The 23,713-nt window shown below is 34.4% G+C and carries 17 protein-coding genes; 13 read left to right on the top strand and 4 right to left on the bottom strand.

All coding sequences use genetic code 11. From position 1 onward, the window contains the following. Nucleotides 1-71: 71 nt before the first annotated feature. The 8 genes from gpmI to BLS90_RS01890 all read left to right on the top strand — a co-directional run bounded on the left by gpmI (nt 72) and on the right by BLS90_RS01890 (nt 9,384). Nucleotides 72-1,589 (top strand): 2,3-bisphosphoglycerate-independent phosphoglycerate mutase, encoded by a 1,518-nt coding sequence (gpmI, locus tag BLS90_RS01925; protein ID WP_091254503.1) that lies wholly within the window; start codon nt 72-74, stop codon nt 1,587-1,589. A 139-nt stretch (nt 1,590-1,728) separates the two neighbouring features. Beyond that, on the top strand, nt 1,729-2,361 hold the full coding sequence (locus BLS90_RS01920; RefSeq protein WP_091254499.1) for a leucine-rich repeat domain-containing protein: 633 nt from the start codon (nt 1,729-1,731) through the stop codon (nt 2,359-2,361). 111 nt (nt 2,362-2,472) lie between these two features. Further along, entirely contained in the window at nt 2,473-3,144 is a 672-nt protein-coding gene (locus tag BLS90_RS01915) for a TetR/AcrR family transcriptional regulator (protein WP_091254496.1), read from the top strand. A gap of 6 nt (nt 3,145-3,150) precedes the next feature. Continuing rightward, nucleotides 3,151-4,818 (top strand): peptidase domain-containing ABC transporter, encoded by a 1,668-nt coding sequence (locus tag BLS90_RS01910; RefSeq protein ID WP_091254493.1) that lies wholly within the window; start codon nt 3,151-3,153, stop codon nt 4,816-4,818. A gap of 2 nt (nt 4,819-4,820) precedes the next feature. Beyond that, on the top strand, nt 4,821-6,167 hold the full coding sequence (locus BLS90_RS01905) for an HlyD family secretion protein (RefSeq protein WP_091254490.1): 1,347 nt from the start codon (nt 4,821-4,823) through the stop codon (nt 6,165-6,167). After that, nucleotides 6,167-7,555, top strand: coding sequence for a TolC family protein (locus tag BLS90_RS01900; protein WP_091254486.1), 1,389 nt, complete (start codon nt 6,167-6,169; stop codon nt 7,553-7,555). Before BLS90_RS01905 ends, BLS90_RS01900 begins: the two co-directional genes overlap by 1 nt. A 44-nt stretch (nt 7,556-7,599) precedes the next feature. Then, on the top strand, nt 7,600-8,418 hold the full coding sequence (gene map, locus BLS90_RS01895) for a type I methionyl aminopeptidase (protein ID WP_091254482.1): 819 nt from the start codon (nt 7,600-7,602) through the stop codon (nt 8,416-8,418). A gap of 132 nt (nt 8,419-8,550) precedes the next feature. Continuing rightward, nucleotides 8,551-9,384 (top strand): class I SAM-dependent methyltransferase, encoded by an 834-nt coding sequence (locus BLS90_RS01890; RefSeq protein ID WP_091254479.1) that lies wholly within the window; start codon nt 8,551-8,553, stop codon nt 9,382-9,384. Nucleotides 9,385-9,462: 78 nt separating this feature from the next. Here BLS90_RS01890 and BLS90_RS01885 read toward each other — a convergent pair whose 3' ends face one another. The 3 genes from BLS90_RS01885 to BLS90_RS01875 all read right to left on the bottom strand — a co-directional run bounded on the left by BLS90_RS01885 (nt 9,463) and on the right by BLS90_RS01875 (nt 16,509). Beyond that, on the bottom strand, nt 9,463-12,615 hold the full coding sequence (locus BLS90_RS01885) for a T9SS type A sorting domain-containing protein (protein ID WP_091254475.1): 3,153 nt from the start codon (nt 12,613-12,615) through the stop codon (nt 9,463-9,465). A 119-nt stretch (nt 12,616-12,734) separates the two neighbouring features. Next, a complete protein-coding gene (locus BLS90_RS01880; protein WP_091254471.1) occupies nt 12,735-13,274 on the bottom strand; it encodes a hypothetical protein in 540 nt (179 codons plus the stop codon). Nucleotides 13,275-13,698: 424 nt separating this feature from the next. Further along, nucleotides 13,699-16,509: a M16 family metallopeptidase gene (locus tag BLS90_RS01875; protein ID WP_091254468.1), complete on the bottom strand. Its 2,811-nt coding sequence runs from the start codon at nt 16,507-16,509 to the stop codon at nt 13,699-13,701. Between the two features lie 166 nt (nt 16,510-16,675). Here BLS90_RS01875 and BLS90_RS01870 point away from each other — a divergent pair, with 166 nt between their 5' ends. From BLS90_RS01870 to pruA, 3 genes are all read left to right on the top strand, one after another. Then, a complete protein-coding gene (locus BLS90_RS01870) occupies nt 16,676-17,941 on the top strand; it encodes a type IX secretion system plug protein (protein WP_091254463.1) in 1,266 nt (421 codons plus the stop codon). 80 nt (nt 17,942-18,021) lie between these two features. Further along, nucleotides 18,022-18,408 carry a Co2+/Mg2+ efflux protein ApaG gene (gene apaG, locus BLS90_RS01865; RefSeq protein ID WP_091254460.1) on the top strand — a complete coding sequence of 129 codons (387 nt, stop codon included), beginning with the start codon at nt 18,022-18,024 and terminating at the stop codon, nt 18,406-18,408. A gap of 294 nt (nt 18,409-18,702) precedes the next feature. Then, complete coding sequence (pruA, locus tag BLS90_RS01860; protein WP_091254457.1) at nt 18,703-20,331, top strand: L-glutamate gamma-semialdehyde dehydrogenase; 1,629 nt, start codon at nt 18,703-18,705, stop codon at nt 20,329-20,331. A gap of 144 nt (nt 20,332-20,475) precedes the next feature. Here the strand turns inward: pruA and rsmG are convergent, their stop codons facing one another. Further along, nucleotides 20,476-21,105: a 16S rRNA (guanine(527)-N(7))-methyltransferase RsmG gene (gene rsmG, locus BLS90_RS01855; protein ID WP_091254455.1), complete on the bottom strand. Its 630-nt coding sequence runs from the start codon at nt 21,103-21,105 to the stop codon at nt 20,476-20,478. 105 nt (nt 21,106-21,210) lie between these two features. On the opposite strand from rsmG, the gene BLS90_RS01850 reads away from it, so the two are divergent. Continuing rightward, nucleotides 21,211-22,305 carry a fatty acid desaturase family protein gene (locus BLS90_RS01850; RefSeq protein ID WP_091254453.1) on the top strand — a complete coding sequence of 365 codons (1,095 nt, stop codon included), beginning with the start codon at nt 21,211-21,213 and terminating at the stop codon, nt 22,303-22,305. A gap of 69 nt (nt 22,306-22,374) precedes the next feature. Continuing rightward, nucleotides 22,375-23,562: a pyridoxal phosphate-dependent aminotransferase gene (locus BLS90_RS01845; RefSeq protein ID WP_091254451.1), complete on the top strand. Its 1,188-nt coding sequence runs from the start codon at nt 22,375-22,377 to the stop codon at nt 23,560-23,562. The last annotated feature ends 151 nt before the right edge of the window (nt 23,563-23,713 follow it).

Genomic DNA, 23,713 nt, shown 5'->3' with positions numbered 1-23,713 from the left:
TCTATAATAGTGATTTTGATTCTCTTGAAGATTTTTAGAAATACTTTATCTTTGCTTAAAATAAATTTGCAATGAATAAAAAAGTAATTCTTATGATTTTGGACGGTTGGGGTAAATCTCCTGACCCAAAGGTTTCTGCTATCGATAATGCTAACGTACCTTTTATTAACAGTTTATACAGAAATTATCCCAGCGCTCAACTTCGAACAGACGGTTTAAATGTTGGACTACCTGAGGGACAAATGGGAAATAGTGAAGTGGGCCACATGAATCTTGGTGCGGGGCGAATCGTATATCAAGATTTAGCCAAAATTAACCTTGCTGTTGCGCACGATACACTCTCTAAAGAGCAAGTTTTAGTTGATGCCTTCACGTATGCAAAAATAAACAACAAGAAAGTTCACTTTTTAGGTCTAGTATCTGATGGTGGCGTACACTCTCACACGTCTCATTTAAGAGGTTTGATTGACGCTACACAACAACACGGTTTACAAAAAGTATTCATACACGCCTTCACTGACGGTCGTGACGTAGATCCAAAATCTGGAAAACATTACATTCAAGATTTACTAGATTATATAGCCACTACTAGTGTAAAACTGGCTTCGGTAATAGGACGCTATTATGCAATGGATCGAGACAGACGTTGGGAAAGAGTAAAACTGGCTTACGATTTATTGGTAAACGGAATTGGAACCCATTCAACGAATGCAGTGGCTAGTATTGAAGAAAGTTATGAAGTCAATGTAACCGATGAATTTATTCACCCAACAGTTGTGGTGGATGAATATGACCAACCAGTAGCCACAATTGAAGAAGATGACGTGGTAATTTTCTTTAATTTCAGAACAGATAGAGGAAGAGAATTAACTGAAGTATTGACGCAAATAGATTGTCATGAGCAAAACATGCACAAACTCAATTTATATTACGTCACGTTGACCAACTATGACGAAACGTACCAAAACGTAAAAGTCGTTTACAACAAAGACAACATAACAGAAACACTTGGAGAGGTTTTAGAAAAAGCCCACAAAAAGCAAATTCGTATTGCCGAAACAGAAAAATATCCACACGTTACTTTCTTCTTTTCTGGAGGAAGAGAGCAGCCTTTTATTGGCGAAAGCCGCATTCTAAAAAACTCTCCAAAGGTAGCCACTTATGATTTACAACCGGAAATGAGTGCCTTTGAATTGACCGACGCACTTATTCCCGAACTCTATAAAGGGGAAGCTGATTTTGTTTGTCTTAATTTTGCTAATGGGGACATGGTAGGACATACTGGAATCATGAACGCTGCGATACAAGCGTGCGAAGCGGTTGACAAATGCGTAGAAAAAGTGATTACAGCTGCACTAGAAAACAACTATACTACTATCGTAATCGCGGATCATGGAAATTGTGAAACAATGATTAATCCTGATGGAAGTCCAAATACAGCACATACGACAAATCCAGTTCCAATCATTTTGGTAGACAAAGAAATAAGAACCATTCACGATGGCGTTTTGGGTGATATTGCACCAACCATCTTGGAGTTGATGGGCGTAGAAAAACCGGAAGTTATGACCTGTCATTCGCTTCTTTAAACAAAATAAATTTTAGCAAATTTAAAAGCCATTCTAAATTGAGTGGCTTTTTTTATAAATAAAAGTTAAAATTTCATTGTCAATAGTATTGCTATTAATTTTGCTATTAATTTTGACACCAATATAAAAAATATAGAAAATGAAAAAGAGCTTAATTTTGGCATTTTTACTTGTTGGTACAAATGCACTGTTTGGTCAAATTAAGTTTGATCGCAATAAAGAATATAATAATCTTGAAGAGGCCTTAAAAAACCCTGAAATGATTTTTAAACTTAACTTGAGTAATCAAACCCTAAAACTAACGGATATTGATTGGTCAAAGTTTATTAACCTCGAATATCTTAATCTTAAAAACGATCATTTAAAAGAGATCCCAACAGGAATTACACGACTAAAATCATTAAAAATAATTGATTTGAGCGGAAATGATTTTAGCAAATTACCAAGCGAGTTTTCAAATTTGACTAAATTAGAAGAGATTTTTTTAAATGATGAAAAAAACATGAACCTACCCAAGACACTCAATATCTTAGCTAAATTACCCAATTTAAAATCGTTGCACTTAGAAAACGACCAATTAAAATCACTTCCAAGTGAAATTTTAGCTTTTAAAAACCTAGAATACCTGTACTTGAACAAAAATGACTTTAAAACGATACCTGTATTAAAACCATTAGACCACTTAAAGTATTTAGATTTAAAGGATAACAAAATAAAACCAGAACTTCAAGATATGAAGAATTTAAACTTTGGTTTGAAAATTAATTTGTAATAGAGAAATATAAATGAGTATTTTAATTTTTAATTGCACTTGACTTTATCGTCAGTAACAAAAAATTATAGCGAATTTCCAACCTGCAGTATCTTACTAAAATTAGCACATATGAACTCTATTTTATCAAACATTATAATCACGGTCAACGACACCCTTTATGTAAAGAATCCTGAAACTTCCCCTTTAGGCAAGAAAATCATTAAACATAGTATCTTAATGATTGACCAAATTGGTTTTGAAAGCTTTACTTTTAAAAAATTAGGTGAATGCATCGGTTCGAATGAAAGTTCGATTTATCGGTATTTTGAAAGTAAACATAAATTAATGTTATATTTATCTTCTTGGTATTGGGGTTGGATAGAATATAGATTAGTTTTAGCAACAAATAATCTACTCGTTCCGTTAGAAAAATTAAAAAAAGCAATTACCATCGTAACAGAGAAAATAGAGGATAATTCGTCTACCGCACATATAGACGAAGGTATTTTAAATAAAATTATAATTTCAGAGTTTACCAAAACAATTTTAACCAAGGAAGTTGATGAAGAAAATAAGGAAGGTGTTTTCCTTGTTTATAAAAGTATCATAAATAGAATTGCTGATATGATAGTAGCAGTAAATCCTGATTATAAATTTGCCAAAAGCTTAGCTTCCTCCATCGTGGAAGGCGCCTTGCATCAACATTTTTTAAAGAATCATTTAAAAACAATAACCAATTGTAATGAAACTATTTCACCCACTGATTTCTACATTGATTTAGTTCAAAGAATTACAAAATAATATACAATGAAAAAAACGCCATTACAAAGATTTTACAACCTACTCGCTTTAGACAGAAAAGATGTTTATCAAATATTTTTCTATGCCATTTTTGCAGGATTAATCAGCCTATCGTTGCCACTAGGAATTCAAGCAATAACAAACTTGATCCAATCAGGAAGAGTTAGCGCTTCATGGATCGTTTTAATTGTTTTGGTAGTCTTTGGCGTTGCATTAACTGGAGTTTTATCGCTCATGCAATTGCGAATTACAGAAAACTTGCAACAAAAAATATTTGTTCGCTCTTCATTTGAATTTGCTGCTCGTTTGCCAAAAATAAAAATGGAGGAGTTATACAACAGCTACCCTCCAGAATTAGCCAATCGTTTTTTTGATACGATGACCATTCAAAAAGGAACCTCAAAGCTATTAATCGATTTCTCGGCAGCATTATTACAAATAGTCTTCGGTTTGATTCTATTGTCCTTGTATCACCCTTATTTTATAATGTTTGGCATTTTATTGTTTTTCCTTTTATATTTTATATTCAAATTCTCTTTTAAATCTGGACTTGAAACTAGCTTAAAAGAATCTAAATTTAAATACAAAGTAGCTGGATGGTTGCAAGAAATGGCGCGAAACAATTTTAGTTTTAAAAATGACCTCAACTATAATTACGGCTTGCAAAAAAACAATAATCTAGTTGCAGATTATTTAACTAATAGAGAAAAACATTTTAATGTAATCAAAAGTCAATTCACACAATTGATTATTTTTAAAATGATTATTACTGCGAGTTTATTATCGATGGGTGGTTTTTTAGTATTGTCACAGCAAATGAATATAGGACAATTTGTGGCTGCAGAAATCATTATTTTAATGGTGATCAATTCGGTCGAAAAAATAATAGTTGGATTGGAAACATTCTACGACGTACTTACTTCAATTGAAAAAATAGGGCAAGTAACAGATCTAGAATTAGAAGAGGAAGCGACTTTTAAAGGTGATATGTGTTATGCCAACATTTCATTAGAAACAGAAAACCTCACCTTCAAATTCCCTGACTCCCCTGGACACATATTAAACACCTTAACATTGAAGATCCAGCAAGGTGAAAGAATTGCAATCGAAGGAGAAAATGGCTCTGGAAAAACGACACTCATTCGAATATTATCTGGTTTATTACAACCCACATCTGGATCTTTTTTTATTAATGATGACACCTTCAATAAAATAAACCTGAAACAGTACCGTTCTCAAATTGGAAGTATTATCTGCGGCGAAACCCCATTTGAAGGAACACTATTAGACAATATAACTTTCAATGACACTGCTGTAAAAACTGAAAATTTAAAAGCAGTTCTTGACGGAGTCCAACTTTCATCCTTCATTAAATCATTGCCAAAAGGTCTCGAGACCCATATTTTTCCGGAAGGAAAACAATTATCCTCTTCTAATGCTCAAAAAGTATTGTTAGCACGCAGTATACTCCACAATCCCAAAGTACTGTTCTACGAAGATCCAACTGATAAGATGGATGACAAAGTGGCGAATCAAATTATTGACTTCATCACTTCGGATAAACACAAATGGACGATCATCGTTTCTTCGAAGAATCCTTATTGGAAAACTAAATGTACTCGCAGCATCACCATGCAAAATGGGGCAATTCAACTTGATTTAAAAAATAATTAGCCATGCTAAACATATCTAATAACAAAACAAAACTGCAGCCTCTTGACCGCTACGACACTGTTAAAAACCTAACGAACAGACCTCATTATAAAATTTTAAATAAAATAATAGCAGGTGTATCCATTGTGGCTGTAGTGGGACTATTTCTGCCTTGGACACAAAATATTTCCGGAACTGGAAGCGTCACCACATTACAACCAGACCAAAGACCACAATCAATTCAAAGTGTAATCTCTGGTAGACTTGAAAAATGGTATGTGCAAGAAGGTGATTTTGTCAAAAAAGGAGACACCATTGTATTTATCTCGGAAATAAAAGAGGATTACTTGGATCCAAACTTAGTACAAAACACCAAAAACCAAATAGATGCCAAAAAACAATCTTTGCAATCTTATGGGTCTAAGGTAAGTACTTTAACGGGACAGATTCAAGCCATCGAAAGGGAAAAAGTCCTAAAACTGGAACAAGGACAAAACAAAATCAAACAATCATTTTTAAAAATAAAGAGTGATAGTATGGATTTAGTTGCTGTAAAAACACAGCTAAAAATAGCGAACACGCAATACAATCGTTCCGTTACATTGAATAAAGAAGGGTTAAAACCACTGACGGATATTGAGGAAAAAAGACTGAAATTACAGGAAGTAGAAGCCAAAATTATTACTCAGGAAAACAAATTTTTAACTAGTAAAAACGAATTAATCAATGCTAAAGTTGAAATAAACAGAATAAGCGCTGAGTATGCAGAGAAAGTTTCAAAAGCCAATAGTGATAAATTTACCGCGTTAAGCAGTCAATTCGATACGGACGCCCAAGTGAATAAACTCCAAAATCAATACGCAAATTATAGCATTAGAAATGGAATGTATTACATTAAAGCATCACAAAACGGCTATGTCAATAGAGCCATTCAATCCGGTATTGGAGAGACCATTAAGGAAGGAACACCCATAGCAACCATCATGCCCTCCGATTATGACATTGCTGTAGAAACTTTTGTGAATCCAATTGATTTGCCTTTGTTAATTAAAGGCGAAAAAGTCAGAGTTTGGTTTGATGGTTGGCCTACTATCGTATTTTCGGGCTGGCCAAATATGTCCTATGGAACTTTTGGTGGCGAAATTGTTGCCATTGAAAATTTCATAAGTGATAACGGTAAATACCGCGTATTAATAGCACCTGACAAAAATGAAGATCAGTGGCCTAAGCAGCTGAGCATAGGAGCAGGTGCACAAACTATCGCCTTGCTAAACAACGTTCCTGTGTGGTTTGAATTATGGAGAACTTTAAACGGATTTCCACCAAATTATTACAAACCCGCTCCTAAAACCACAAAAGAAAAGAAGTAATGAAACATGTATTTTTAGCGTTTTTATTCTTTGGGTTTGCTGTCACAGCGCAAAATAGTCCCTCAAAAGAATTTACCTACACTGAGTTTCTAGGGTATGTCAAGAAATATCATCCACTGGTAAAAACTGCCAATTTAGAAATCAGTAAATCACAAGCTAACTTGATGATGGCGCGAGGTGGATTTGATCCAAAAATCGAGGTCGACTTTAGCCAAAAACAATTCAAGGATAAAGAATATTATTCAATTTTAAACAGCAGTTTCAAAATTCCTACCTGGTATGGAATCGAAATTAAGGCAGGCTTTGACAACAATGAGGGCATTTATCTAAATCCTGAAAACACAGTTCCTAATCAAGGATTAACCTCGCTTGGCATCACAGTGCCGCTAGGCCAAGGGCTATTTATTAATCAAAGAATGGCTGATGTTCGAAAAGCAAAAATGCAAATGCAACTCAGTCAGGCAGAACGAAAATTGCAAGCTATTGCGATATTGTATGATGCCTCTTTGGCGTATTTTAATTGGAAGAGAAATTTCAACGAAGTGCAATTGTATGAAGAGTACAATAGTAATGCACAAATAAGGTTCAAAGGAATACGGGCACTAATCCAGCAAGGAGACAAACCGTCAATCGATAGCGTTGAAGCTGGGATTATTGTAAAAAACCGAATATTAAACTTAGAAGATTCTGAGCTTAAATTGGCTAAAGCCAAATTAGAACTGTCTAATTTCCTTTGGTTAGAAAATAACATTCCACTTGAATTATCTGACGAACTGATTCCCGAAATACAACTGGAATTCACAATACAAGAAAGTTTAAAAACGAATAATTTGCTAAACTCTGATTTCTCTATTACCAACCATCCAAAAATCAATGCCCTGCAAAGTAAAATTGATATGCTAAACGTGGAAAAAAAGTTAAAAGCCAACATGCTTTTACCAAAGATTGACGTAGGATATTCTTATATATCAGAACCGAGCTATATTGATAATTACCAATTTCAGGATTATAAAATTGGATTAGATTTTTACTTCCCGTTGTTCCTGCGAAAAGAACGCGGAAGTTTGAAATTAGCGAAGTTTAAGGTACAGGAAACCGAATTTGCATTGGATCTAGAAAAAGTGCAGTTGACTAATAAAATCAATGCCCAGAAAATGGAAATTGAATCGCTTTTGAGGCAAAAAGAACTAATTAAAGGGTTGGTTCAAGACAATCTCACGATGTTAAATTCAGAAGAACGCTTGTTTTCTTTTGGCGAAAGCTCCTTATTTTTAATCAATATTCGAGAGAATAATTTAGTGATTGCACGTCTTTCAAAAATAGCCTTGGAGAACCGATTTTACATTTCCAATTCAGAACTTTTTAAAATAATGGCTAATCCGGATTAACTAATTTATAAAATTGTATTTTTGCACTCTGAAAATTCGAAATTATGATTATTGTAAAATCCCGTGAAGAAATAGAATTAATGCGTGAAAGTGCGTTAATAGTATCAAAAACATTAGGAATGATTGCTTCTGAAATAAAAGAAGGAGTTACCACTTTATATCTGGATAAATTAGCGGAAGAATTCATTCGTGACCATGGTGCAGAACCTAGTTTTCTAGGTTTATACGGATTCCCAAACTCGCTTTGTATGAGTCCAAACTCACAAGTAGTCCATGGTATTCCAAATAACAAACCATTAGAAAGTGGCGATGTCATCTCTGTGGATTGTGGCGCTTACAAAAACGGATACCATGGCGATCACGCGTACTCGTTTGAAATAGGTGAAGTGACACCAGAAACTAAAAAATTATTGCAAATTACTAAGGAATCATTATACATAGGAATCCGCGAACTCCGATTAGGAAATCGTGTTGAGGACGTAGGAAATGCAATCCAAAAATATACCGAAGCACACGGTTACGGCGTCGTTCGGGAACTTGTAGGTCACGGCGTGGGTCAAAAAATGCACGAAGACCCTGAAATGCCTAATTATGGCAAAAAAGGAAGAGGAAAACTTTTTGTAGAAGGCATGGTGGTCGCTATTGAACCAATGATCAACCAAGGAACTAGAAACATCAAACAACACAAAGACGGCTGGACTATCACAACCGCTGATGGAAAACCATCCGCCCATTTCGAGCATGATGTTGCTATTATTGATGGAAAACCAGAGATTCTATCTACTTTTGCCTACGTCTATAAAGCATTAGGAATTGTGAGTAATGAAGAGGATGAGTTTAGAAAAGTGCCGCTGGTCTTGTAAAAAACTTAGCAATTAAAAATAAATTACATGACCTTAATTGACTTATATGGTTCAAAAAAAGTTAAACACATAAGTCATTTAAGGTCCTATAAGAAAATCTAAATTTACAGAAGCGAAACTTTCTAAACAAACATGAAAAAACTTTTTAAATTAATACTCAATACTATTCCCCGTCCTTTATTAATAAGGCTGAGTTATGTAGCGCGACCTATCATTGCATTTACTTTAAAAGGAACAAAATTCACTGATCCTATTGACGGAAAAAGTTTCAAATCGATGTTGCCTTATGGCTACGAAACACAACGTAACAACGTGCTTTCACCAAGTACACTTTCATTGGAAAGACACCGATTGTTATGGTTGTATTTAAATGAAGAAACCGATTTTTTTAAATCTGAACTAGTTTCAGATTCTTCTTTTACGAATACTAAAAAAATTAAATTAGGAGATGCTGAAACAAATTCAGCATTAAAAGTTTTGCACTTTGCACCGGAACAAGCTTTTTATAAGTTATTTCGAAACCAGAAAAACCTAGATTACACCACAACCGATTTATTTTCACCTCTTGCTGATGTAAAGGCTGACATTTGTGATTTGCCTTTTCAGGACAATCAATATGACGTAATTTTGTGTAATCACGTTTTAGAACACATTCCGGATGATACAAAAGCCATGCAGGAATTGTATCGGGTTTTGAAACCGGGAGGAATGGCTATTTTACAAATTCCACAGGATTTATCCAGAGCCACCACTTTTGCCGATGATACTATTACGGATCAAAAAGAACGCGCTAAAATCTTTGGTCAATACGATCACGTACGCATTTATGGACGCGATTATTTTGATAAATTACGAAGTATCGGTTTCAAAGTAATTGAAGAAGATTACACCAATAAAATTGCACCTGAATTAGTAGAAAAATATTGTTTGGCAAAAGGAGAAATTATTCCGGTTTGTTTTAAATAATTCAATCCATAAATTCACATCATAAAAAAACCTGCTAAAGTTAATTTTAGCAGGTTTTTAGTTTATAAATAAATTGGTTTATTTAACTCCAATTTGATGGCTTTCTAATTTACCATTTATATAAATTTTTAAAACATAAACTCCCTTATTTAAACCACTAACAAAAAATGAAGCTCTATTATCTTTAATTTGAATTTTGGCTTTTGATTTTCCCATAATATCAAATAATTCTCCTGAAATCTTAGCATTCTTTTCCGGAAGATTATTTGCATCTCTTAAATCTATGTTTACTATTTCATTTGAAGGATTTGGATAAACCAAAAATGTTTTTTCGTCTTCTGATAGTCTCATTAAATTATTGCTACAATTGACAACTTCAAAATACAACTCACTCCATTCGCTCCAACCACAATTATTTTTAGCTCTAACTCTAACTCCTGTTTGACCAATATAATTAGGAGCTACATAAATTAGATTTCCTTGCGTATTTTGAGCAATTACGATATTTGTATTGATTCGTTCCCATTCCCAATTTGTTTTTTCCCACATTTCAGTAGTAGTCATACCCATAACATTTGCTTCTAGACTATTTGTTAAATCAAACGAGGGTAAACCTAGTTCTTGCTGGCAAAAAGTACCACTACATATTGTAGAGTCATTTGGACAAATTAGTCCAGTTATTTGTGGAACACCTACCCAGATTGTTTTTGTTAAAGTTAAATTCCCACAATTACCCCCCATAATCAAAGAAAGAATTACTTGACCAGATACATTTGGAAAAGCAGTTACTGATATATTTGCTGTTCCATTTGCTGATAAGCTGACAAGATCTGCACCTAGTGTAATTGTCCAATTGTAAGATGCGCCTCCAGCTGGCACTGTGTAGTTTGAGGTTGTACAAAGAAAATCCGCACCAGTTATTGATGTATTTGAGCAAACATAACTACAATCAAAAACTTGATTATTTGTTGTACTGTTGTCCAATTCAGTTGCAAGCCAATCGCCATTTCTTCGATTAAAAGAAATATGTTCCGCATTTAAACTACTATTTTCGTTTGAAGATGTAGTGAAATTATTGAAAGGAATGGCTTTTGTTCCTAAAGGAGGACTTGAAGCTGTGTATCTAAAAAAATAGTCTGAATCATTTAAAATAGAATAACCGCTTCCTACATCTAAAGCACTTGTAGCTGGTATAAAATCAAAATTTAAATTTACGTCTAAGTTGTAGTCATAATTATAAAACAAATTGTTATCTCCTCCATTTTCTGAAATTGCTAAGGCATTTGGAGTTACTCCGCCCGGATAATTTTCGATAAATTTATCACCGCTTTGAGAATCAACAGATTTATCAAAAATAGTTCTGGTAATTGGTATAAGCCAAAGTAACTTTTTTTCATAAGTTAATCTTCCTTTATATATTCTTGCAGTTCCAGTCGAAGGAAAAGCATTGGCTCTAAATTCTAAATCTAATTTGGTATTTCCTGGTAAAAAACCTAAAAGTGAGGCAGATGTATCATTTAATGTAACCCCAATTAATGGATCGACATTTGCAAACAAATACATTATGAAACTAGTTAAAACTGATGTTCCACCATTTCCTGTTACCGTAACTAATTCTTGATTGGAAACTAATCCTTGACTTGATGCACAATGACTGGCATTGCTTAATGCAATATTTCTGGTTTGCTGTGGATAGCCAAATTGTCTTAATTCATTTTGCCAAGTGGTATGAACCGTATTTGTTCTATTACCATTAGTATCTACGGTATTTAAAAGCATTTGATTTATCGCTGGTGCATCTAATAAATTATCGATGGTTGCTAAACCAACGTTTCCAACGCCATTCACTGGAATGGTTATGTTGCCTAATGCCGTTTGTATAAACTCGTTTACAGTGTGTCGCGCCATATTTAGAATTCCGAGCGGAATGTGAGCACCTTGATGTGGCGCATCGTGACTAATGTACAAACTAGTATCGTGATTAAAACCGTTATTTTCCATATCCCGCAAGGCATAACGGGCAACTAAGCCGCCCATACTTTGCCCTAAAACCACATTTTTATTCGAACCTGTTTTATTATCATTTACCCATTTAATAACTGCTTCTAAAACATAGGCATTTCTCTGAATAAAATCGGTACCATTGTTCCAATTGACATAAATAATATCATAGTCAACTGCGGTATTGTTAATTAAGAAATTTTCTAATTCTACACTTTCAGAATTGTCAACTGATTGAAAAAAACTATTAATATCAGAATCACCAATTGTTCCACCTTGACCTAATAAACCTGTGTCCAATCCTTCGGCTACAATAAGTGGATTGCGCAATTCGTTACAAGCACCACCACGCACTACTTGAATAGTAGCTGAGCCAAACAAACCTTGATACGCTTTTGTAGCTGGAATAGTAAACACTTGCGGCTCGCCACAAGCTGTGTTTCTGGCAAGCATTCCAGTATCGGCTTGAGTAATTTTTACTTTCTGTCTGCAATATTTGTATTGACCACCAGTTAAAATTCTATAGGTCCAAGTATAAACACCAACTGCTGTATAAGTGGTAGAAGCAACAACTCCGTTGGTTAAAATTTTATACCCTGTACTGTTGCCAAAATCTATTGCAATTTCTGTTACACTAGCATTAGTGTGCCAAAGCGTTGCTGGTAAAACCACATCAACTGTGCTTTTGTTGAGCATTATAACCGCTGATGTTATGGCAAAGGCTTGTTTACTATCATAAGGATTTTGCCAAACTCCGTTTGTGTATTTATCGTCATACTTATCATTAATAACTACTATTTTGTTATTGCTAAGCGCATTAGCATTAATTTTAGAATAGTTAAAAAATAAACCATTTAACACAACAGCAGCTTTGTTACTGAATTTGGCAATATCGTTTTGTTGTTTTTGCCAAAATTTCCAATCTTTTAATTCTTGCTGTGGTGGCGCAATACCTGTTACATTGAGTTGCGTTGTAGAAGATACAATAGAATTGTAAACTAAATTATAACGTTCTACATCGATATAATTGTTAGTGCGTAAAACCCCATCGAACTGGGCAACGTCTATAAGATCGAAACCATAATCTAAAAGAATGTTGTGCGGAATTCTGTTTTTTTCTAGCGGTGCAAACTTGGCATTGATGTCTGCCGCTAAAGAGGTATTGATGTTTTGTGCAGTTGTAAAGTAAGAAACGCACAAAAAAAGTACTGTTAAAGCATAATTTTTCATAATTTTGAAGTTGGATTAGACAAAGTTGAACGGTTGTTTAATTTAAGCTGTTGAAAGACTGTTCCGTCTAACGGAATGGTCTCTCTTTTTTAGGTTTGTTATATCATATATTTCTTTTTTTAGTTTGTGTATTGCATATCGAAACGACCGTTGGTAATTTTAATTTCAGCTCCATTATTGTCCAAAACCGTAAATTCAAAGGAGCCAGAGATAATAAAATTAGTAGGGTCAAATCTTGTTATTATTAATATTCCTGGGTTTACAGTTGTGGTAGCTCCGCTAAATGTAATACCACCACCTATATTATATTCTCCAAAATAATTATTTACCAATTCTTCTTTTAAAAGATAATTTACCTCTTGAATTAATGGCATATCAAGGCATCCAATATTGATTGATTTAAGATTTGATCCTCCATCCGTACTTCCATAAATACTTAGTGTATAAGCACCATTAACAAACTGATAAAAAGCATTAGGCGAGTTTGTGCCAAATTTTGGCGGTACAAATGCTTTACCATCAATTAAACATCCGAATGTTTGAGCACCTGTTTGTGTGGCTGGAGGTAGTTTTTCTAACTCTGTTTTAGGTTTGTCATCGTCTTTGTCGCAGCAACTCAATGTAAAAGTTGTGAGTAATAGAAATAGTAGGTTTTTCATAGCATAAGATATTAGTAATTAATGTTTTGTAAATCTACCTAAAAAGCAGAAAAACTTTAGCAAGTATTTTGTTATTAAATTGTTGTTGTTTTTAATTAATTGTTTGAGAAACAAGTACATTTTGAAATAAAATAATACATAAATATCCGTGCGCAACTCGATTTTGTCTAGATTACCAAAAGTGGTATTCATTTAGGTTGTTTAAGGCGTTACTTATTTCTTACTTTGTAAATGCTATCTAGTTTACAACAAACTATAACAAAAAGTAATGATTATCTTTTACTATATTGACGCCTTTAAATTAATAAATGCTCTAATTTTATTTTTTTGGCTAAGAGTAATTATTCCGGTTTGTTTATATAATATATAAAAAAACCTGCTACTTCCATGAAATAGCAGGTTTTTAGTTTATAAATCAGTAGGCCTATTTTTTCTCTGGCATCAACATTCCAATAACTTTATCTTTAGTAAGGTATTGTTTTGCAATGTTCTGAAGATCCTTAGCAGTAACTGCATTGACCATTTCTTCAAATTTCAATACGTCTTCTGGACTGTTGCCATTCGTGTAAGATCTTGTGAAATTAGACAACCAATACCTGTTTTCTTTACTGTCTTTTCTGAAATCAGCTAATTCTCCTTCTTTGAATTTAGCTACATCTTTTTCATCTGGACCATTATCAATAATGTTCTGCAATTCTTTTAAAGCAGAAGCTGTCAATTTCTCCGCATTATCCGGTCCACAAGGGAAACCAATAGTGAAACTGTACATTGAATTTGGAATTTTACTCAAACTCCCTCTTGCAGAAACCCCATAAACACCACTTTCGTTTTCACGTAATTGCTCTATTAGTTTAATAGTCAAAACTTCTCCTAATGCTTGCATGCTCATCGCATCTTTAGCGGAATATGTTGCATCACCGTAATACATAATAGTGACATTACTCTTAGGATCTGTTCCTTTATTAACTACTTTTTTCAGGTCCCCTTTTAGCATTCTATATCCTAAATCTACTGCTTTTTCTTTTTTGCCAGTAGCAGGTAAAGAGGCTAAATACTTAACTGCATACCCCTCCATCGCTTTATCATCGATGTTACCTACAAAATAAAACTCAAAATCAGCCGCATTCGCAAAACGCTCTTTGTATTTCTTATAGGCTAATGCATAATCCGTTTCTCCCCATGTTTTTTCATTAGGAATCAACCCGTTAAATCTTGGGTTTTCTTTATTCAAATACGAATAAAACTCTTGCTGAAAATAAAATGAAGGAGTAGAAGCCATATTATTAAAGAAAGAAGCCTGTTTTTGTTTGTAACCATCAAAAGCAGTCACATCCATATTCAAATCTGTGAAATAAGCATGCGTCATTTGGAAAAGATATTCTAAATCCTTTGGAGTAGCATTTCCACGTAAACCTTCTGTTGTAGTTCCAATATATGGATTTACGCTCGCTATTTTACCCGTCATAAATTTATTAATATCATTCAATTTTAATCCTGAAAATCCAGCTTCTGATAAAGCACCATTGGCAAATTGAACTTTTTTCATATCCTCATTAGAGTATAAATTAGTTCCTCCAAGACTCACCGCTTCAAAAAGAATTTCATCATTTTTGAAATCTGTATTCTTATACGTCACTTTCACACCATTAGATAAGACTAGTGTCTTTGTGCCAATTTTAGCATTGTTCTCACGGCTAACAATAGTACCGGGTTTTACTTCGTTTCGTATCAAACTTGATGCAACAGCAGCATCTTCATAAGGTTTAAGATCCTCGGCATTTACTTTCAAAGCATCAAGAACTTGTTGTTCTGTCACTTTTTTCAAACCTTCTTTTTCGGGACCAGTAAGAATAATGACACGGTTGTCTTCTTTCACATAATCTTTAATTAAACTATTTACGTCCTTTAAAGTAATCAAAGGCATAACCTGTTTCATCGTTTGGTACGTCCATTCAATTCCAGGAACTGGTTCTTTTTCTAAAAAATTAGCTTGATACTCCCCTACAAAATTTACTGAATTTGTTTTTTCTCTATCATTGTATGCTTTTTCAATAGAAGCAAGAAACTCTAATTTCGCACGTTCTAACTCGCCTTGCGTAAATCCAAATTTCTTTGCTCTTTCATTCTCTGTTACTAAAACTTTCAAGGCGCTTAATTGTTTGTCCTCTTGAGACATTGCCACAGATTGATATCCTTTTTTATTTCTGGCAAAAGTGCCTCCATAGTACGAATATCCATAAGTAAAGGGAGGTGTAGCTGAGTTTGTAAGTTCATCTAATCGCGTGTTCAATAATGTCGAGAATAATCCCTCAACCAAAGAGTTTTTAAAATCTCCTACTGTTACCACTTGCTTTGGAGCTCCGTAATCTTTATAAAGCAATTGTACTTGCGCGCTTGAAGCTTCTTTATCACTTTCGACAGCTACAAAAGTTTCTTTGTGATTAGGCACATCGTAAATTTTTCTTGGTTTTTCCTTAGCTGGATTTTTATAAGTTGAAAAGTGCGAAATAATTTTTTGCTCCATTTCGGCCACATCAATATCACCCACCACAATTACACTCATCAAATTAGGTCGGTACCAATCTTTGTAAAAATTAATTAGCGATTGGTACTTGAATTTTTCTAGAACTTCTTTTTGACCTATTGGCAAACGCTCCGCATAATGAGAATCATGCATCATTTTTGAAATATAGCGTCCTTGCATTCTTTTTCCTGCTCCTAATCCCAATCTATATTCTTCTAAGACTACGCCTCTTTCTTTGTCAATTTCTTCTGGAGTTAAAACCGTATTGAACGCCCAATCTTCTATAATTTGGAATCCTTTTTCTAATTTTTCAGGATCGTCTGATGGAATTGGTAAAAAATAAACTGTCTCATCAAAACTGGTATAGGCGTTCAAATGTTGTCCAAACTTCACCCCTATACTTTGCAAATAATCAACCAACTGATTCTTTGGAAAACGCTTGGTTCCATTAAAACACATGTGCTCCATAAAGTGCGCTAATCCTTGTTGGTCATCGGCTTCAAGAATAGAACCAGCGTTCACCACCAAACGAAGATCTACTTTATTCTCTGGTTTGGCATTTTTCTTGATGTAATACGTTAGGCCGTTTTCAAGTTTGCCTGTTTTGACACTAGAATCAAAAGGAATGGCTTTTGAATAATCCATTTGCTGTGCGAAAACAGCTAAAGGAAACAGCATTATTCCAAATACTAAATTGTTAATTTTTTTCATAAGGTTTGTTTGTTTGAAGTAAAAATAATACGATTACTCTTAATATCTAACATTATTGTATTTTAATTAACAGAAATTACACACGAAAAATAACTTTTTTGAAAATAAATAAATAAATTAAAAACAGGAGTATTCCTTATATTTACCGAATCTTAAGCACTGCAAAATGACACAATTATTTTTCAAAAAAGTACTCCTTTTTTCTGTTGTATTTCTGACCTGTACCGCTTTTGCGCAAGCAGAAAAAGAAGTGGCACCTCCCTTTAATATTAAAACCATCTCATTTGTACAAAATGATAAAAATATAATACCAATTGTAAAATTAGGAGAAGGATTTCAATTGCAATTTGATGATCTTTTTGGCAATGAAGCTAATTATTATTACGAAATTATTCATTGTAACTACAATTGGAACCCTACCGAAATACCTAAAAATGAATACTTAGAAGGGTTTGACAACCAAAGAATTCAAGATTACACCAACTCATTTAATACCCTACAAATCTATTCCCATTACAAATTAGCAATTCCCAATCAGTTTACCCAACAACTAAAGATCAGTGGAAATTATATGCTTAAAATTTTAGATGAAAATAGAGAAGTTGTGTTCTCTAGAAAATTCATTCTTTATGAAGATTTAGTCACCGTTCCCATCCAGGTAAAACGAGCACGAACAGTAAGTAATATTGAATCCAAACACAATTTAGATTTTACCATTAGATCCAACACCATTACTTTTCAAAATCCGTTACGAAATGTAAAGGTGCTTTTACTTCAAAACGGCCAACTGAATAGTCCCATAAAAAATATAATTCCACAATATACAATTGGAAATGATTTGATTTACAAATACGATTCTGAAACTCAGTTTTGGGCTGGAAACGAATTTTTATTTTTCGAAAATAAAGAAATAAGGGCTGCCAGTAATAATGTCGCTCGTATCGATTCTAATACTGCGATCTATGGATCCCATTTATACACTAGCGCGGCCAGAACTAATTTTCCATATGTATTTACCCAAGATGTCAATGGCGACTTTGTTGTCAAAAATATAAATGCGGCAAACAGTGAAATAGAAGCGGATTATGCTTGGGTTTATTTCAGTCTTTCGGCTCCTACTTTCAGATTAAATAAAAACATTTATGTCACTGGAATGTTCAATAATTACAATAATACTCCCGCCTATAAAATGGACTATAATCCGCAAAAAGGAATTTATGAAAAGGCAATTTTAATCAAGCAGGGGTTCACAAACTTTCAGTATGTAGTTGCTGATGACAAAGGAGTTATTGATTCTGAAAATGCAATTGACGGTAATTTTTATCAAACTGAAAACGACTACACTATTCTAGTTTATTACAGAGAAAGCATTGATCGTTACGATCGAATTGTCGGCAGAGGAATGGCGAATTCATTAAATATAATTAACTAAAAAAACTTATTTAATTTTTGTAAAACAAAATCAATTTTTTGTAAATTTGACCTTATTAACCACCACTTCATCCACATAATATGGTTTCTCAAATAACAAGAGGTATAAAAATATCGGTATTGACTAGTTTTGAAGGCACCTACTTCAAGAACTACAAGATTCACTTTGCCTTTAGTTACGTAATCACAATTGAAAACCACAGTAAGGATTCCGTTCAATTGATTTCACGTCATTGGGAAATTTTCGATTCTTTAAATGAAATAGAAATCGTAGATGGCGATGGAGTTATTGGCAAAAAACCAGTTTTAAAACCAGGAGAATTGCATACCTACAGTTCAGGTTGTTTACTATCATCCCCTTATGGCGCTATGAAAGGCCATTTTAATATGATTAACTTTACCACCACAAGAAACTTCAAAGTGATTGTACCTACGTTCAGGTTGTGCGCACCATTCGCGTTAAACTAGCTTTTTAACAGTTTCCTTTTGAGCCTATCCTGCTATCCATTTCAAGTTTTTGCCCTCTCCTTTATTTTTTTCTAAGTAAAATAAGGAGCTTCTAAAGTCGCTCTTATTTCACAAGAAAAAATATAATGAGACCCCAAAAAGCTTTCCATTGTTATCAGGGCTACCACACGACTATTCCTTTTTATCGCCTTTAGTTTAGCTCGAAAATATCATTTCTTTAAAGAAACCTTCGTACTTTTGTGCTTTAGTTACAAAGACACAACACCCATTTTCTAATTTTATAATTTTAAAAATATGTTAAAAGGATTTTTTCACGTACCAAAAGCAGTAAACGAGCCTGTAAAAGGGTATGCACCTAATTCACCTGAAAAAGCAGCTGTTCAAGCAGCTTATACTAAAATGTGGAATTCTAAAATCGACGTTCCTTTATATATCGGAAGCGAAGAAATTAGAACTGGAAATACAAAAAACATGTCTGCTCCTCACGACCATAAACATATTGTTGGAACCTATCACCTTGCTGAAAAATCTCATGTTGAGCAAGCAATTGCAAATGCACTTGAAGCTAAAACTGCTTGGGCAAATATGGCCTGGGAACAAAGAGCCGCTATTTTCCTAAAAGCAGCTGAATTGATTGCTGGTCCATACAGAGCAAGAATAAATGCTGCAACAATGATTGCACAGTCTAAAAATGTTCATCAGGCAGAAATTGATGCTTCTTGTGAATTCATCGATTTTTTACGTTTCAACGTAGAATTTATGACCCAAATTTACAACGATCAGCCAAAATCAAATTCGGATATGTGGAACCGTTTAGAGTACAGACCTCTTGAAGGTTTTGTGTATGCGATTACACCGTTCAACTTTACTGCTATTGCCGGAAATCTTCCTGCAAGTGCTGCCATGATGGGGAATGTTGTGATTTGGAAACCAAGCGACAGTCAAGTGTTCTCTGCACAAATCATCATTGAAGTTTTCAAAGAAGCAGGAGTTCCTGATGGCGTTATCAACGTTGTTTTTGGAGATGCTTTGATGATTACGGATACTGTTCTGGCAAGCCGTGATTTCGCTGGAATTCACTTTACAGGTTCAACTCATGTATTTAAAGATATCTGGGCAAAAATTGGAACAAACATTCACCATTATAAAACCTACCCAAGAATTGTTGGTGAAACTGGAGGAAAAGATTTTATCATCGCTCATCCAAGTTCGAATCCAAAACAAGTAGCAACAGGAATTGTTCGTGGTGCATTTGAATTTCAAGGTCAAAAATGTTCTGCAGCTTCAAGATCTTATGTTCCAAAAAGTTTGTGGCCAGCAATAAAAGAGCAATTAATCACCGATACAAAATCGATGAAAATGGGTTCTCCTGAAGATTTCGGAAACTTTATCACTGCGGTAATTCACGAAGGTTCATTCGACAAATTGGCTGGTTTTATAGACCAAGCTAAAAAAGATGCTGATGCCGAAATTATCGTTGGAGGAAACTATGACAAATCTGTTGGTTATTTTATTGAACCAACGATTATCGTAACTACAAATCCTCATTATTCAACCATGGAAACGGAATTGTTCGGACCCGTAATGACGATTTTCGTTTACGAAGACGACAAATGGGAAGAAACTTTAGAGCTGGTTGATACCACTTCAGAATATGCGTTAACAGGTGCGGTTTTCAGTCAAGATCGTTATGCAATTGAGCAAGCGACTACCAAATTGCAAAATGCGGCCGGTAATTTCTACATCAATGATAAACCAACGGGAGCTGTTGTAGGAATGCAACCTTTTGGTGGCGCAAGAGCATCAGGAACAAACGACAAAGCGGGTTCAGCATTGAACTTGTTGCGTTGGGCTTCGCCAAGAACGATCAAAGAAACTTTTATCACTCCAGTTGATTACAGATATCCGTTTTTAGGAGAATAAATTAGTCCTAAAGTTTGAAAGTCGAAAGTCTGAAAGAACTTTAACAATAGCAAAAAAAGCCGAATCTAAAATTTTAGATTCGGCTTTTTTTATATTTTTTCTACTCAGTTCTATCTTTCGACTTTAAGACTTTCGACCTTAAGACTACGATTGAAACTTCAAAGGCAAATGCACCACTTTCTTACTTTCAAAGAATTCATCTTCAAAGAAATCAGCAAGATTGTACTCCGTTGCTTTTGGAAAGTCTTTTAACTCTTCAGTTAAATCACCTCCTTTTAAATACAGAATTCCATTTTTCAATTCGTGTTTGTTGTTCTTTTTGATTTTGGTTTTCACCCAAGAAACAAAATCCGGCATATTCGTTACGGCACGACTCACGATAAAGTCGAAATCTCCTTTTACATTTTCGGCACGTAATTGCTCCGCTTTTACATTTTTCAATTCTAATCCTTCGGCAACAGCCTGAACCACTTTTATTTTTTTGGCAATGATATCAATCAAATAAAAACGCGTTTCCGGAAAAAGAATCGCTAATGGAATTCCTGGAAATCCACCACCGGTGCCCACATCAAGAACATAAGTACCCGGTTCAAAATTTATAATTTTGGCAATTCCCAACGAATGCAAAATATGTTTAGTATACAAAGCATCAATATCTTTCCTCGAAATAACATTGATTTTTTCATTCCAATCATGGTATAAAAAATCCAGCTTTTCGAACTGTTCTTTCTGAATATCAGTTAAATTAGGAAAATACTTAAGAATCTCGTCCATCTATTATTTTTTTAACAAAAGTAATACTTTACAGTTAAAATATTTATCTCAATTTTGTATATCGAAAAATTTATAATAATTACCTTTGAACTTTATTGAAAATATATGAGTAATAATGCGCCAACATTTGCTAAGCAAGATAGCCTAAAGTTTTTTAGAACACTTAACTCACGGGTTAACAATTACTTCAAAGAAAACAACATACAAAAAACAGGAAACTGGAAACTATATCTGAAAACTATAATTCTCTTCTCCGTCTTTCTTGCGCCCTATTTTTTAATTCTAACACTTGGTATGCCATTTTGGGCACATCTTCTTTTGACCATTGTTATGGGAATTGGAATGGCTGGAGTAGGAATGAATGTGATGCACGATGGAAATCACGGATCCTATTCTAATAAAACCTGGGTTAACAAATTCATGGGCGGAACTATTTATGTTTTGGCAGGAAATGTTCACAACTGGCAAGTACAACATAACGTTTTGCACCATACCTATACAAACATTCCGGGTCACGATGAGGACTTAGACGCAGGACGCGTCATTCGTTTTACAAAAGATGCAAAATGGTACAATTTTCACCGTTTTCAACAATATTATTCTGTTTTTCTTTATGGATTGCTAACCTTCAACTGGGCAATCACAACTGATTTTAAACAGATGCGTAATTATATTAAAAGGAAATTATCGTACGGAGAATTAAAAAGTCCGAAAGTACTTTGGACGACATTAATCATTACAAAAGTAATCTACGTTTCTATCTGGATTGTATTGCCAATCGTTATTGGAATCACCTGGTGGAAAGTATTAATAGGCTTCTTCGTAATGCATTACACTGCAGGTTTAATTTTAAGTGTCGTGTTTCAATTGGCACATGTTGTTGAAGAAACGACTAATCCATCTCCAAATGAATTAGGCGAAATGGACAATACTTGGGCGATACACCAACTGTTTACCACTACGAATTTTGCACCAAAAAACGCAATCGTAAACTGGTACACAGGAGGATTGAATCACCAGATCGAGCACCATATTTTTCCAAATATCAGTCACGTACATTATGGAAAAATTGCCAGTATCGTAAAAGAAACGGCTCAAGAATGCAACTTGCCGTATTACGAATACAAAACAATGCGAAGTGCTGTTATTGCTCATTTCAAGCATTTGAAAGAGCTGGGAATGAAACCGGAACTTACATAATCATATAACACCTAGAGATGCACTGCGGTGCATCTCTACTAATTAATAAACTAACTACAACCTATTACAATGAATCCATTATCCGATAGAATTAACAATCTAGCAACATCACAAACACTAGCAATGGCTGCTTTAGCCAGAGAATTAAAAGCACAAGGAAAAGACATTATCAGTTTAAGTTTAGGCGAACCTGATTTTAATACGCCTGACTTTATCAAAGAAGCAGCAAAAAAAGCGATTGACGAAAATTACAGTACTTATTCTCCAGTAGAAGGATATGCTGAATTAAAAGAAGCCATCTGCAGAAAATTCAAAAGAGACAATGATTTAGACTACAAACCATCTCAAATTGTAGTTTCAACTGGAGCAAAACAATCGTTATACAACATTGCACAAGTAATGCTAAACGTTGGTGACGAAGTTATTTTACCAGCTCCTTACTGGGTTTCGTATTTCGAAATCGTAAAACTATCCGGTGGAGTTCCTGTAGAAGTTCCTACATCTGTAGATACTGATTTCAAAATCACACCAGAACAATTAGAAGCGGCCATCACGCCAAAAACAAAAATGATGTGGTTCAGTTCTCCTTGTAACCCAAGTGGATCGGTGTACAACAGAGAAGAATTAACGGCTCTTGTTAAAGTCTTGGAAAAATACCCACATGTATATGTTGTTGCTGACGAAATCTATGAGCACATCAATTTCTCAGGAACTTTTTGCAGCATCGCTTCGATCCCAGGAATGTTAGAAAGAACAATTACCGTAAATGGAGTTGCTAAAGCCTTCGCCATGACAGGATGGAGAATTGGATATATTGGCGCACCAGAATTCATCGCTAAAGCGTGTACAAAAATTCAAGGTCAAGTAACGTCAGGAGCAAATTCTATCGCACAACGCGCTACTATTACAGCAGTAGATGCTGATCCAAGTGTATTGAAACACATGGTTGACGCTTTCCATAGCCGTAGAGATTTAGTGGTAGGATTATTAAAAGAAATTCCAGGAGTAAAAATCAATGTTCCTGAAGGAGCTTTTTACGTATTCCCTGATATTTCTTCTTTCTTTGGAAAAAAATTGAGAGGAACCGAAATCAAAAATGCAATGGATTTATCAATGTACCTTTTGGCCGAAGCTAACGTAGCAACGGTAACAGGTGACGCTTTTGGAAATCCTGACTGTATCCGTTTCTCTTACGCAACCAGCGACGAGATCTTGAAAGAAGCATTAAAAAGAATCAAAGATGCTTTGGCACTATAGTCAAATCTCATAAAATCGAAAGTTAGAAACTCAAAAATCCAACTTACAATACCATCAAAGCCTCAAGATATTCTTGGGGTTTTGTTGTTTTTGGGCGTGACCACAAAGGTCGGGCTTTCCGCTGCAATCTTTTTATTTTTAAAGAAAAAAT

The organism is Flavobacterium omnivorum (assembly GCF_900099915.1).
GTDB lineage: Bacteria > Bacteroidota > Bacteroidia > Flavobacteriales > Flavobacteriaceae > Flavobacterium > Flavobacterium omnivorum.
The sequence above is the reverse complement of the archived record's forward strand: the minus strand, read 5'-3'. Positions and strand labels throughout refer to the sequence as shown.